Raw genomic sequence first — 14,177 nt, forward strand, 5'->3', positions numbered from 1 at the left:
ATCCGCGGACGGGTTTTCCCTGTTCGTGGCTGACGATTATGAGGCTGCGGTGGGGCAACGCGCCGGGTAACTGCTGATGAAGCAGGGTATAGAGGATACGAGAGGCGTCGGCGTGGGAGATATGGGCTGTGGTGATGGCGGGGCCACGCTGCGGGAATTCTGATAAGCGTCGTCAGGCTCTAGTGTGAAGCCCTTGAGCAAAACTATGAGCGCAAAACCTACAACAAGCATGGTTGTGGAGACTCGGGTGCGTCCTCCGACAGTCAGGATTCGGCGCCATGTTGTCATAGACGCATCGGATGAGGTGGCTGGAGCTTGTGCGTCTTTGTTGTGGGGGTCTTGATCGTTGGGATCGTGCTGCTCATTATTGGAAATGGCGGTGTCCATGAGTCCAGTTTCCACAATGGCGGGATCTTCTTTTGCGTGATCGCCGCGGTCAGGAGATTGGGCGTCGGGAAGCTCTGTGGTGCGTGGATCTTCTGCGGGCGTGATAAGGGAAGTACCTGGGAAAACCTTGGTGGTTTCGGTGTTTCCTGTGCTATTCAAGGGCTGGGAGAGCTCGCCTGTGGAGCTAGTCGACGCAACCGTCTTCGAGGCATCCGCGTTGGTGATTATTGCTGGACGGAAGAGTGAATCGGCAATATCTGAAGGCGAGGATGTCTCAAGTGTGTCAGCTCGGGAACCCGTCAAAGTAGGCGCTGTGCCGTACTCTTGCCAGAATTCATCAATGATGGAGGTGCGAATCGCGCGTTCCACAAGCCACTGGGATCCTGGGTTGACCTGGCACACAAAGCGCATGTCCACTGTCCAAGGCTGGCCGACCGTGCTGGGTTGATGTACGGCGACGGAAGGGTGCACGCTGAGCTCGCCGAGGATTTCTGGGGCAATGTCGCTGCGGCGTAAGGCCCGTCGGGTGGCGCGTGTTGAACGTTCTATGGCTTCTTCAATGGAAGCCGACCCGAGCAGCGGAATGGGCATCGTAACCACTGCGCTTGACCAATAATTTGAATTATTGATGGATACTCCGGCTTTGGAGTTGGGGATGATGACGGTTTCCTCTGCGAGTGTTCTGATCCTCGTCGCACGCATTGTGATCTGGATGACCGTGCCTTCAATTTTGGTGGCTCCGCCTTCAAATCGAACCCAGTCGCCCACGCCGTAGTGCTTCTCGCTCAAGATAAAGAAGCCTGCAAGGAAGTCGGCGATGATTGATTGTGCGCCTAAACCGATGGCCGCGGAGGCTGCGGTCGCGGGGATTGCAGCGCCGGCGAGTGTGAAGCCGATTTGTTGTAAAACAAACACGAAAATCACAAAGTATGCGATCATCTGCGCGATGTAGATCATCACACCGGCGAAAGCGAGATGCGCCTTTGACTCGTCCTCGTGCTCATCTATGACTTTCTTTTCCACGATGCGCATGGCTAAGCGCCCAAGGCGGGGTACCAGGAAAGCAAGGAAAGCCAAGATGAGGAGGTCAAGACCTGTGTCAATGAACCAGTCCCACGTTTGGTGCAAGAGGAATTGAGTTCGCATGATTACCGAGGATAGCGGTGTTAGCCATCTCGGTGGGTGTGCTTGTTCTTATCCACGGATGGGGAAGTGACCTGCACCATATGGGGGTAAGTTGAAGAAAAAGAGCCGACATTCCACTCTGTGGCGTGTAGGATCCCATCCTATGAACATTATTCGACTTGTAGTGCTATCCGAGCGGCGCCTGCCGTAACGGCCACCAAGTCGTAACGTAAGCGCCCTCGCCAGCATCACAAGTGCTGATCGGGGGCTTTTTTCGTAGCGGACCACCATCATCCGCTTAATGTTCAACTAGTGAATATGCAGATCATCTAAACCGAAACCCAGTGGTTTAGCAGAGCTGTGTATTGGTATTCGACCTAGACCAGGTAACCAAACCTTTGTCTAGATTCGGACAACAACATCCGTGAACAATCAAGGAGCTAGAAGTCGTGGCAGCCTCCACAAAGATCACAAAGACCACATCTTCGGTCCCGCCTTCTCCCGCTGCGATGGCTAAGCGGTCCCAGGTACAACGACCTGAGCGAATGACGGGCGCAGAAGCGATCGTGCGATCGCTTGAAGCACTAGGCACAGACATAGTCTTCGGCCTACCTGGTGGAGCAGTTCTTCCTCTTTATGATGCGTTGTACTCCGCTCAGAAGCTAAGGCACGTTTTGGTCCGGCATGAACAGGGGGCTGGACATGCTGCAACGGGATACGCTCAGGCAACCGGCAGGGTAGGGGTGTGCATCGCTACCTCTGGTCCGGGAGCGACCAACCTGGTCACACCTATTGCTGATGCCAACTTAGATTCGGTGCCTCTCGTGGCTATTACCGGACAGGTGGGACGCTCACTTCTTGGCACCGACGCTTTCCAAGAAGCAGACATCCGCGGTATCACCATGCCAGTGACCAAACACAACGTGATGGTCACGGATGTGAATAAGATTCCGCAGGCGTTAGCGGAAGCTTTCTACCTTGCGCAAACAGGACGCCCGGGGCCAGTGCTTGTCGACGTTCCCAAGGATATTCAGCAAGCGGAAGTGGACTTTATCTGGCCTCCTAAAATTGATCTTCCAGGCTATAAACCCGTTACAGTGCCACACAATCGCCCGATCGAACAGGCCGTAAAGCTGATATCCTCTGCGCGGCGACCTGTCCTCTACATCGGTGGCGGAGTTATTAAAGCCAATGCTGCAGAAGCTTTGCGTGCCTTCGCCGAATACACCCAGATCCCGGTGGTCACCACCCTTATGGCCCTTGGATCTTTCCCCAGCTCGCATGATCTGCACATGGGGATGCCTGGAATGCATGGAACTGTTCCGGCAGTGGGAGCGATGCAAATGAGTGATCTTTTGATCGCTATTGGGGCGCGATTTGACGACCGGGTCACCGGGGCGTTGAGCTCTTTTGCGCCGGGCGCACAAGTGATTCATGCAGATATCGACCCTGCCGAAATCGGAAAAATTCGCTCTGTTGATGTCCCGATAGTTGGCGATGCTAAAGAAGTTCTGGAAGCGCTTCTTAACGTCTATAAAGCTTCTCGTGCGGATTTACCCCGCAGTGCTCGTTGGCTGAAATATTTAGCAGGCTTGAAGGAACACTTCCCTCGTGGTTGGGAAAAGAGCGAGACCGGTTTGATTGAGCCGCAGCGAGTGATCAGGGAGCTTTCTAAGGAAGTCGGACCAGACGCTATATATACGGCAGGCGTAGGCCAGCATCAGATGTGGTCGGCGCAATTCCTGGACTTTGAAAAACCCCGTACCTGGCTTAACTCCGGTGGGTTGGGCACGATGGGTTATGCCATACCTGCTGCGCTAGGCGCTAAAGCCGGAGCACCCGATACCGAGGTGTGGGCTATCGACGGCGACGGCTGCTTCCAGATGACTAATCAAGAGCTTGCTACGGCTGCTGTGGAGGGCATGCTGATCAAAGTAGCTTTGATTAACAATGGAAACTTGGGGATGGTGCGTCAGTGGCAGACGCTGTTTTATGACGGAAACTACTCCAACACTAAACTGCGTGAAAAAGACCACTACATGCCTGATTTTGTTGGGCTCGCAGAAGCGCTTGGCTGCGCTGCTTTCCGTGTTACGCGTGCGGAGGATATCGTTCCGACGATCCGCAAGGCGCGGGCAATTAACGATCGTCCTGTGGTCATTGATTTTATCGTGGGTGAGGATGCCCAAGTGTGGCCCATGGTTGCTGCAGGTCATTCAAATTCGGACATTCAGTACGCCAAGGGACTCCGCCCCTTCTTTGACGGGGAAGAATCTGCCGCAGAATCCCCCGATGAGATTGATGATTTGATTGAAGAGGCAACGCTGTTGTCTCTGGAGAAGCAGGCGAAGAGAAATCTTGCTCCGCGGGAACAGATCTAGGAGATAGTGATGGCTAATAAGGATATTTCTCGTCATATCTTGAGCGTTTTGGTTCAAGATACTGACGGCATTACGTCTCGTGTTGTGGCGATGTTTACTCGCCGCAGCTTCAGCATCGTGTCATTTGTCTCAGGAAAGACTGAGGAACCGGGCGTTAATCGCTTTACCATTGTTGTGGACGCAGACGAAGTCAACATTGAGCAGATTACCAAGCAGCTCAATAAGTTAATTCCTGTACTTAAGGTGGTTCGGCTAGAAAAAGAAACCACTATTGCTAGGGCCTTGATGCTGGTTAAAGTGTCTGCGGATGCGTCGAATCGGCCGCAGGTAGTTGACGCAGCAAATATCTTCCGCGCTCGAGTCGTGGATGTCGCACCTGACTCGGTAGTCATTGAGGCAACAGGCAACAAAGGAAAACTTAACGCGCTTTTGGACGTGCTCGAACCTTTTGGTGTATTGGAATTGATTTCATCCGGGCAAATCGCCCTGCATCGTGGATCAAAAACAATGGCACCGGGTAACCGATAGTCCTCGGAATAGAGGCGCTTCAGAACAAGTAGGCGCCTCACATTCCTCTAGCTTTCAGAAAATATTTCTTTATTTCCACGTCGCAATAGGCGTTATGTGGATTGGTAGCATGGTTGTAACGGAAAGGTATACATCATCATGGCAATTGAACTTCTTTACGATGCAGACGCAGATCTCTCTTTGATTCAGGGACGCAAGGTAGCTGTTATTGGTTATGGATCCCAAGGACATGCTCATGCGCAATGTCTCCGTGATTCCGGTGTTGAGGTTGTTATTGGTTTGCGTAAGGGCTCTAAGTCTGCAGAAAAAGCAGAGGAAGCTGGCTTTGAGGTAAAGAACAATGCCGACGCTGCGCAGTGGGCAGACGTAATCATGATTCTGGCCCCGGACACGTCGCAAGCGGAAATCTTTAAGACCGACATTGAGCCCAATCTGCAGCCAGGCAATGCGCTGTTCTTTGGTCATGGTTTGAACATCCACTTCAATCTGATCGAGCCGAGCAGCGACATCACAGTGGGCATGGTTGCTCCGAAGGGGCCAGGGCATTTGGTTCGTCGACAGTTCGTTGACGGCAAAGGCGTTCCATGCTTGATCGCCGTGGACCAAGACCCACGAGGAGAAGGGCGCGACCTTGCTCTGTCGTATGCAGCTGCTATCGGCGGTGCACGTGCCGGGGTTATCCAGACCACTTTCCGCGAAGAGACAGAGACTGACTTGTTTGGTGAGCAGGCCGTTTTGTGCGGTGGACTCGAACATCTCATGATGAAAGGCTTCGAGGTTCTTACCGAGGCGGGATATGCCCCGGAGATGGCCTATTTTGAGGTTCTGCACGAGATGAAATTGATTGTTGACCTCATCTGGGAGGGCGGCATCGAGAACATGAATTATTCCATTTCGGAGACCGCAGAGCTGGGCGGCTACATGGCAGGCCCACGAATCATTACGCCTGAGGTCAAGGAGAACATGAAGGCAGTTCTCGCAGACATACAATCCGGAAAGTTTGTCCGCGATATGGTCGCAGACGTAGAGGCTGGTCAGCCAAAGCTGAAGGCATATCGCGAGGAAATCGCGGCGCATCCGATTGAGGAAACTGGCACCAAACTACGCGATCTCATGAGCTGGGTTAAAAACCCACTCGACGCGACGGCGTAACCATACATACATAGGCGAGTGCCGCGGCTGATATGGAAATAGCCGCGGCATTCCCTTTTTATGGTGCTATGCGCGTCTTAATTAAAAGCGAAAGACATTTTTGAGTAGGTGCCACACGCCGCCACCGATAAGTGAGAGAATTCCCGCAATACCGCCGAGCCAAGTAAAGACTTTGCCCAGTGTGCTTCCGCCGTCAGTACCTTTAACGACGACGGTAAGAGGCAGTTATTTTTCCATAAACTCTTTTGTGCTTGGGTCTTTCATTTGAAAACTTGTGACGAAGGTGCCAGGGGTATTGGCTGCTGTATAGGAGTATTCGTAGGTTATTTGAGAACCGAGTTCTCCAAAGCCACCTTTATTAACTATCGATTCGATCGTGCGCGAGTCTTTTTTATTAAACGTCCTGTTGGGGAGTTGATCTAAAGCTGTTACAGAGGGCTCTGTAGCTCCTGTATCTTTAGTTACAACGGTTTTCTTTCCTGTGCTGGGATTAAAGGAATCAATTAGGTGAGAGGTGCTCCATAAAATCAGTGAAGCCATTGTTGCCGTTATTGGATACTTTTAGTTCGAGCTTGACGTTAATGGTGTCGCCTGGATTAACGGTGACTGTTTTATTGCTTTCGACTTGGGGTGTTTCTTGAGGGGCCGCGACAGTGATGCTGCGGGTGAAGGTCCTGCCTCCTTCTAAGGTGGTACTCGTACTGATTGTTGTGGTCGCATTTTCCTGCTGTTGGGCCTGGGCTACTGGAGAGGCTGTCGTGAGTAGCGCAATAGTGAGGACCGGCGCTAGAACACGTTTTATACTCAGCATTTATTTTTCCTTAAATTAAATATGAGAACATATCAACAATTAAGGTATATCACAGTCTCAATTGAGCAAAATGACAGACGCGTGATTTTCGTTTCAGGGGCTTTGTATGTTCGGTGACGTTTTGCTATTTTCAATAATTCCATTTAATGGAAATTAAGTGTAATGTCGCTTGCATGGATACGGGACAAGGCTCATCACACGCGGTTAGCCCACAGGGCAAAGCTCATCATGTGCACGATCATGATCACGAGCATTCTCATGGACATGTCCCATCGAGTATGAGGGCACTTCTGGCCGTTGTTGCCGTTACTAGTGTGTTTTTCTTGGTGGAGCTAGTGGGTGGTCTATGGACTGGGTCTTTGGCTTTGCTTTCCGACGCAATGCATATGCTTTCTGACTCCACGGGTTTGATAGTTGCTCTTGCCGCCATGCTCGTAGCTCGGCGTCCTGCTTCCGTAAAAGCCACCTTTGGCAATAAAAGGGTTGAGGTTATAGCTGCGTTTTTTAATGCTGTAGCAGTTTCCGTGATCTCCGTGTGGATCGTGGTGGAGGCTATTCAGCGGTTGGGTCAGAAAACTGAGATTGATGCGCCGCTTACTCTGGCGATCGGAGTGGTTGGTTTGCTGGCCAATATCGTGGGAGCAGTCCTTCTACACGGGCATAAAGATGAGAGCATCAACGTCAAGGGGGCCTACCTGCACATTGTGCTAGATATGGTGGGTTCTCTTGCCGTGATTGTGTCGGCAACCATTATCTATCTCACGTCGTGGCTGTGGGTGGATACGGTGGCTTCGCTCGCCATTGCGGCGCTCATTTTGCCAAGGTCGTTGGATTTGGCATGGAGCGCGCTTGGTGTACTGCTGGAACGAACTCCTGCTGGCTATGATCTTGATTCCATTGAGAAAGGCCTGCTGGGTATTCGCGGGGTCGTGGAGGTACATGACCTTCATGTATGGACGATAGATGGGCATGAGGCGATGGCAACGTGCCACCTTGTTGTCGATGAGCATATTGATGAAGGTTGTGCCCCTCTCGACGCGGCGCAGGACTACCTTAAGAGCGTGGGAGTCGCACACGCCACGATTCAGATTGAAGAACAGGGACACGATGCTCACGAGGATTATTGCCGTCGTTTCTGATTGATATGAACCGCACAACGAGGGCGTGGGTAGAGGCTTAAAGTGACGATGCACAGGAAGCGTTGCGCATCATATGTTTCGGAGTCTGCACCTACGAGCCGTGATGACTAGAATCATGCCCATGGGTTTTTCTACGCCAAGCTATGATCTTGCAGACTTGTTTAACCGCATCGATCGCGGTGACCTGCAACTACCGGATTTTCAACGTTCGTATTGCTGGGACGTGGATCGGATTCGTTCGTTACTCGTTACCGTATTGCGAGGCTATCCGGTCGGCGCGCTGATGGCGTTAGATACCCGAAACGAGCCCATGCGGTTTAGGCCGCGGCCCCTTCAGGGGGCACCGGAGCATCATGTATCACCGGGGCTTTTGCTTCTCGACGGACAACAGCGCCTCACCTCCCTGTATCAGTGCTTGCGCGGCGAGGGGCTCGTGGAGTCGGTTGATTTCCGCAGTAAGAATGTTCGTCGTCGCTTTTATGTGGACGTAGAAAAAGCTGTTTCTTCGGAGGTTATGCCGGATGAGGCCGTAATTTCTGTGGATGAGTCGGGTGTGGTTCGCTCCCATTTTGCGGAGACTCCAGAAGGCGGCATCACTTCACGTGAGGCGGCGCTGGCTCATGGCTGTATTCCAGTGTCAGCTTTGTTGTCGGATGAGGCTACAGACATGCTCTTTGACATGGCTGCTGGGGCGGATGCTCAGGCGCGCGATAACGTTCGCCGCTTTAACAATAAGGTGGTCAAGCCTCTTGCTGGCTATTCGATTCCGATGGTGCGTCTTGACCGGGCAACCGCCCAGGGTGGCATAGGTTCTATCTTTGCTCAGGCGAATTCTTCTGGCATGCAGATGGATGTCTTTGAGCTTCTTACCTCATTGTTTGCTGCGCAGGATCCAGATTTTGACCTGCTAAGGGATTGGGAGAAAACCGACGAGGTGCTCAGGAAGTACCCGGCTTTGGATGGGATAGGAAAGACGGAGTTTCTCACTGCTGTGGCGCTGTATGTCTCTGCACGCAACGGCAGGGCGAGCGGGCATAGGGAATCGATCCTGAAATTGAGCGTGGCGGACTACGCTCCGGCAGCCAAAAAGATGCGTGCGGCGTTTCATGAGTCGGCTCATTACATGAGCGAGCGGTGCATTTTGTCCACCTCGCAGGTGCCTTACACCCCGCAGTTGATTCCCCTTGCTGTGATTATTGCGCTGCTTGCGGAGGAGCCTGGCCTGCTGTCCAAACAGGAAGCGTGGAACCGTCTTAACCGGTGGTTCTGGTGTGGGGTCTTTGGGGAACTGTATGGTTCGCCAGCGCTTACTGTCCGCATGGGAACGGATGTGGACGAGGTCACCTCTTGGATCCGGGCGGCTGAGGCTGGCAAGGATAATGAGGTAGAGACTCCAAAATCTATCCGTAATGCTCGGTTTGTGGAATCGAGATTGCTCAGCGCTGGCCCCGAGTCTGGTCTTTATAAAGGAATCTATGCCTTATTAATGGGACGAGGCGCGCGGGATTGGCGTACCGGACAAGCCTTTGATCGGCATAATGCGGCGACCTTGGGAGTGCACTTCCGTCCGGTTTTCCCGGAGGTATGGTGCGATGACAATGACGTAGATCGAGTACTGGCTGACAGCGTGTTAAATTACACGCCGATGGGACGTCGCACGTACGTGATGATAGAAGGTTCTTCTCCTGCTCGTTATCTGGCGAGGATCCAATCCAAGTCGTTGATGGATGATCAGGAATTTGATGAGGTGCTAGCCACACACATGATGGACCCACATCTTGTGTTGAGTGCGAATGCCAACGAGTTTTTCCGAGACCGGCGCCAACGCCTGATCGCTATGATCGAAGAGGCTATCGGTGGCTCTGCGGTGATGGATGTTGATGAGGCGAACTTGGGTGGCGGCGAAGAAGGTCCTGATGCCTTCCGCCCGCAGTAAAAAGTGCCTTATCGGCAAGATACAGGGATACAGCTGGCGGGGCTATAGATTCGGGTCCTACGTTGACGGCGTATGAGAATCCATTGCGTGGTTTTTCGCAGAAAGGGCTGGCAGCGCGCGGCTGTCTCGTCCTTATTGTGGCCATGCTTCTTGTCTCGTGTTCAACGTCTACGCGGCGGGCAGAACAAAGCAAGAATGCGCTCGTCAATTCGGTGCTGGAAGAAGCTCGGGTGCGCAATCTCAACCGTCACGTGGCATCGAGTTTTACGCCCGAACCACAGGTGATCGGCACTCCCTATGATTCGGGTGCGGCGGCCTCGCGATTGCTTTTCGACGCCTCCGATACGGTTGTCGTCTCCGATTCCGTGATGGCGTCTCAACTGCGTGCGTCCTCAATCGCGGTGGTCGCCCATGCGCCAATGCTGACCATGACTGATCAATCGCGCGCGGAAGTCATCGCGGAGATCGGCCGGTTGGGTGCCCGATACGTGTTGGCTGTAGGCGATGTGCCGTTGAGCTCTGTGGACGGGAGCCGTCGGGTAATCAAAGACGATGGTTCTTTTGATGCATTGGGTCGCCTGACCTCGTTAAGGTTTACACCGAGGAAAATTTCGGAGAGGGAAGTACTTGAAAAAGTAGCAACGCTCAACCCCGCGGATATTGCGCTTTTGACTTTGGAAGACTCTCCGCAGCCTCCGTCAGGTCAGAGTCAAGAGAAGATTATGGCGTTTCCCCTGCAATCAAAAAGGGACGCGGAGGCGGCACCTATCGTGATTGCTAGTCCGGAATCTGGCATTGCTGCCGTTGCTACTGCACGGTCCTATGGCGCCACGATTAGGGTGATGCCCGTAGCTGATCCTAGGTATAGCGAAGAGACGATGTCGATGGTCGCAGGCCTTTCTGATGAAGCACTCATTGCTCTAGGCTCGCAGTTTGGCACGGCGGAAAACTTGGCCAAGGTTATTCGTTTCGGGGAGAAGACACGAGTATGGCCTCACAACGGCCGTGGACTTGTTTTTTCTCACCAACCAATCAGTGCGACGTGGGCTGTGGACAAACGCTCAGATAATGCAAGCGATACCCAAGCTTTTTATCTTTCAGAAACACATGGTTCCTTTGACAACCAGGACATTCGTTCTGCCAAGGAATGGGCTCAGGGGTTAGAAGAACAAGGAAAACGCGGATTTTTGGTTATTGATCCGGCGGTTACTGGTGGCGTCGCAAGGCTTGCTGCGCTCAAGGACATACTTATGTTTCCTTCAATGGGTGTGGCCGTGAGAGCAGAACGCCATGATGGTTCGGTTACAGATGCTGCGGCTTGGCTCGATCGATTTGTGCGCGAGCATGGCCTGCCACAAAAGGTATTGGTGGTGATGAGCCAATCACCAACATCGCTTCCGGAGCTGCATTATCCAACGCTTGCTCCGGTGGCTGGGACCTGGTTGAGCTGTGCCTCGGGTGAACGGGCGGGGGAGATCGGGCAGAGCTTGGATCGCCTTCCTCAAGGGTGGCTCGGAGCGGTGCTCAAGGATCCTGAATGCGGGGAGGAGTCTGCACTTCCTGAGATAACCGAGCTTGTACATTCCCCCCGACTTGGGCTAATAATTTCGCGCTAGGCGAGCGTCATATCGGAAAACTGTCGACCAGTAGGTTCCGATGGGGCTCCTCATCTACACTGTGGAGGTCACACGCCAGCGAACCGGCGTGGGCCCGGGTATTGTGGCGCGGTCGTGTCAGAATATCCGGACATTACGGATCGAGGAGAATACCGTGAGCCAGAATGGCCGACCTGTCGTTCTAATTGCAGATAAACTTGCGCAGTCCACCGTCGATGCTCTGGGTAACTCGGTTGAAGTCCGGTGGGTCGATGGACCCAAGAGGGAAGAACTCCTTGCAGCGGTTACCGATGCAGATGCCCTGCTAGTGCGCTCTGCAACCACTGTGGATAAAGAAGTATTTGATGCGGCGTCGAAACTCAAGATCGTCGGCCGTGCGGGTGTAGGACTAGACAACGTAGACATTGCCGCCGCTACTGAACGCGGAGTCATGGTTGTTAATGCCCCCACCTCAAACATTCACTCTGCGTGCGAGCACGCAATTTCCCTCCTACTCTCTACCGCCCGGCAGATACCTGCTGCGGATGCGTCGCTTCGCGGACAAGAGTGGAAGCGTTCCTCGTTTACGGGCGTGGAAATTTATGGAAAAACCATAGGAATTGTTGGATTCGGCCACATCGGTCAGCTTTTCGCTCACCGACTCGCAGCCTTTGAAACCACGGTTATCGCCTATGACCCTTATGCAAACCCCGCCCGCGCTGCTCAGCTTGGTGTGGAATTGGTTGAGATGGAAGAGCTGATGGGACGTTCAGATTTTGTCACCATCCACCTCCCCAAGACCGCAGAAACCCAAGGGATGTTTGACGCGGAACTGCTGGCTAAAGCCAAGCCGGGGCAAATCATCATTAATGCGGCGCGCGGCGGCCTGGTCAATGAGCAGGCGCTTGCCGACGCCATCATCTCCGGGCACATCCGTGGCGCAGGATTCGACGTGTTTGCTACCGAGCCATGCACCGACTCGCCGTTATTTGCGCTGCCGCAGGTTGTGGTCACTCCGCATCTGGGCGCATCAACCGTGGAGGCCCAAGATCGCGCAGGAACAGACGTGGCTGAATCCGTGCTTAAAGCACTGGCTGGCGAGTTTGTCCCGGACGCAGTGAACGTGTCCGGTGGCCGAGTCGGCGAGGAAGTCGCGCTATGGCTAGACCTGGCTAGGAAACTAGGGCTGGTTGCCGGCAAACTGCTAGATAAAGCTGCGGTTGCCCTGGAAGTTGAGGCTCGCGGTGAGCTTTCCACGGAAGACATTGACGCTCTGGGGCTCTCCGCCCTGCGCGGTTTGTTCTCCGCAGTGGTAGAAGAGCCTGTCACGTTTGTGAACGCCCCGAGAATTGCTGAAGAGCGAGGCGTAAAACTCGACGTCACCACGGCAAGCGAATCCCTTACACATCGCTCTGTTCTTGAGGTCCGCGCTATTGGGGCAGACGGTGAAGCCGTATCCGTGATCGGTGCTCTCACAGGTCTTGAGCACGTGGAGAAGATCGTGCGAATCAACAAGCGAGGTCTGGACCTGCGCGCGCACGGCTTCAACGTCTTCTTCCAATACACCGACACCCCTGGTGCTTTGGGTAAGGTCGGAACCGCTTTCGGTGCAGCGGGCTTTAATATCGACGCCGCTGCATTGTCTCAAAACTCTGAAGGAAAGGGCGCAACTCTTGTGCTGCGCATAGACAAGCCCGCCCCCGAGTCGCTGGTGGACACAATTGCGCAGTCAATTGAGGCAGAATCCTTTGCCGTAGATTTTGACGCCTAATCGCATTCTGCGATCCCCGCTATAGCCTCACCATATCCCCGCTTATTGCCTGAAACTGCCTTTGTACAGCGCAATAAGCGGGGTATCTCTTTTATTGGACGCGGGACCCCAAGAACAGGGGGATGGTACGCCGCTTTGGTTAGTAGGAGGTTAGCGGCATCATCAATAGGTTTGATACACTGCCAGAAATATTTCACAGTGTGAGAAAAGGGGTTCCGCAAAATGAAATTAGCGGTTATCGGTGGCGACGGAATCGGTCCCGAAGTTACAGCAGAAGCACTCAAAGTTCTTCATGCGGTGCGCGATGACATCCACGTAACCAATTTTGACCTAGGGGCGCGTCGATACCTGCGCACTGGAGAACTCCTCACCCAAGCAGACCTCGATGAACTACGCGAACACGACGCAATCCTGCTGGGCGCAATTGGCGCGCCGGGAGAAGTTGCGCCAGGAATTTTGGAACGCGGTCTTTTGCTCGCCATGCGGTTTGAGCTGGATCATCATGTCCATGTGCGCCCCTCAAAGCTATACCCTACGTCTACGTCTCCGCTGGCTAACCCCGGCGACATTGATTTTGTCGTAGTGAGAGAGGGGACCGAAGGCCTGTATTGCGGAAATGGTGGAGTGCTGCGAAAAGGAACGAGCCATGAGGTTGCTTCCGAGGTCTCGCAGAACACCCGCTATGGCGTAGAAAGAGTGGTCCGTGATGCATTCCGGAGGGCTCAGGAGCGCAGGAAACACCTGACATTGGTGCACAAGACTAACGTCTTGGTTCATGCAGGTGATCTATGGCAGCGCACGGTAGATGAGGTTTCTCGAGAATTCCCAGAGGTACAGGTCGATTACAACCACATTGATGCCGCCACGATTTATATGGTTACCGACCCATCGCGTTATGACGTCATTGTGACGGACAACTTGTTTGGAGACATCCTCACCGATCTCGCGGGCGCAGTGACCGGCGGAATTGGTCTTGCGGCTTCCGCAAACATTGATGCAAGCGGCGCTAATCCGTCGATGTTTGAGCCTGTTCATGGCTCAGCCCCGGATATCACCGGCCAAGGTATTGCAGATCCTACGGCAGCGATCCTTTCTGCGGGAATGCTCTTGCGCCACCTGGGAGACGAGGAAAACGCCTGCCGGATCGATGCTGCAGTTGCTGTGGACGTTTCTGCGCGCGCTGGCACAAAAATTGTGACCTCAGAAGTGGGTGATCGCATCGCGGCGGCGCTGCGCGGGTAGAAGAGGCTCAGGGGGTGAGTAGGAAGGAAGCCCCTGAACAAGAAGACGGCTGGGTGTAAAAAGACTCATTAAGGACTCATTTTCGTGACGTGAGCTAACTCACGATATAT

At 53.5% G+C, this 14,177-nt stretch carries 10 protein-coding genes and 1 pseudogene; 8 read left to right on the forward strand and 3 right to left on the reverse strand.

What is annotated here, in order from left to right; genetic code table 11:
* Positions 1 to 84 precede the first annotated feature (84 nt).
* Positions 85 to 1,533 (reverse strand): annotated as a pseudogene (locus tag ET810_RS11430) (mechanosensitive ion channel family protein); the annotation flags it as partial.
* Positions 1,534 to 1,961: 428 nt separating this feature from the next.
* Between ET810_RS11430 and ET810_RS11435 the strand changes: the two are divergent.
* The 3 genes from ET810_RS11435 (at position 1,962) to ilvC (ending at position 5,573) form a co-directional block, all read left to right on the forward strand.
* Positions 1,962 to 3,893 carry an acetolactate synthase large subunit gene (locus tag ET810_RS11435; protein WP_134317682.1) on the forward strand — a complete coding sequence of 644 codons (1,932 nt, stop codon included), beginning with the start codon at positions 1,962 to 1,964 and terminating at the stop codon, positions 3,891 to 3,893.
* Between the two features lie 9 nt (positions 3,894 to 3,902).
* A complete protein-coding gene (gene ilvN, locus ET810_RS11440) occupies positions 3,903 to 4,421 on the forward strand; it encodes an acetolactate synthase small subunit (RefSeq protein WP_087453837.1) in 519 nt (172 codons plus the stop codon).
* 138 nt (positions 4,422 to 4,559) lie between these two features.
* Complete coding sequence (gene ilvC / locus ET810_RS11445) at positions 4,560 to 5,573, forward strand: ketol-acid reductoisomerase (protein ID WP_087453838.1); 1,014 nt, start codon at positions 4,560 to 4,562, stop codon at positions 5,571 to 5,573.
* 225 nt (positions 5,574 to 5,798) lie between these two features.
* Here ilvC and ET810_RS12905 read toward each other — a convergent pair whose 3' ends face one another.
* Positions 5,799 to 6,113 carry a hypothetical protein gene (locus ET810_RS12905; protein WP_225870123.1) on the reverse strand — a complete coding sequence of 105 codons (315 nt, stop codon included), beginning with the start codon at positions 6,111 to 6,113 and terminating at the stop codon, positions 5,799 to 5,801.
* Positions 6,073 to 6,384: a hypothetical protein gene (locus tag ET810_RS12910; RefSeq protein ID WP_225870124.1), complete on the reverse strand. Its 312-nt coding sequence runs from the start codon at positions 6,382 to 6,384 to the stop codon at positions 6,073 to 6,075. Before ET810_RS12910 ends, ET810_RS12905 begins: the two co-directional genes overlap by 41 nt.
* 173 nt (positions 6,385 to 6,557) lie before the next feature.
* Here ET810_RS12910 and ET810_RS11455 point away from each other — a divergent pair, with 173 nt between their 5' ends.
* From ET810_RS11455 to ET810_RS11475, 5 genes are all read left to right on the forward strand, one after another.
* On the forward strand, positions 6,558 to 7,523 hold the full coding sequence (locus ET810_RS11455; RefSeq protein WP_087453839.1) for a cation diffusion facilitator family transporter: 966 nt from the start codon (positions 6,558 to 6,560) through the stop codon (positions 7,521 to 7,523).
* Between the two features lie 121 nt (positions 7,524 to 7,644).
* Positions 7,645 to 9,459: a GmrSD restriction endonuclease domain-containing protein gene (locus ET810_RS11460; RefSeq protein ID WP_087454869.1), complete on the forward strand. Its 1,815-nt coding sequence runs from the start codon at positions 7,645 to 7,647 to the stop codon at positions 9,457 to 9,459.
* A gap of 143 nt (positions 9,460 to 9,602) precedes the next feature.
* Entirely contained in the window at positions 9,603 to 11,075 is a 1,473-nt protein-coding gene (locus ET810_RS11465) for a hypothetical protein (protein ID WP_241657941.1), read from the forward strand.
* Between the two features lie 154 nt (positions 11,076 to 11,229).
* Positions 11,230 to 12,825 carry a phosphoglycerate dehydrogenase gene (gene serA, locus ET810_RS11470; protein ID WP_134316287.1) on the forward strand — a complete coding sequence of 532 codons (1,596 nt, stop codon included), beginning with the start codon at positions 11,230 to 11,232 and terminating at the stop codon, positions 12,823 to 12,825.
* A gap of 222 nt (positions 12,826 to 13,047) precedes the next feature.
* Entirely contained in the window at positions 13,048 to 14,067 is a 1,020-nt protein-coding gene (locus ET810_RS11475; protein WP_087453841.1) for a 3-isopropylmalate dehydrogenase, read from the forward strand.
* Positions 14,068 to 14,177: the final 110 nt, after the last annotated feature.

It is taken from the genome of Corynebacterium silvaticum (genome assembly GCF_004382825.2).
GTDB classification, from domain to species: Bacteria; Actinomycetota; Actinomycetes; order Mycobacteriales; family Mycobacteriaceae; genus Corynebacterium; species Corynebacterium silvaticum.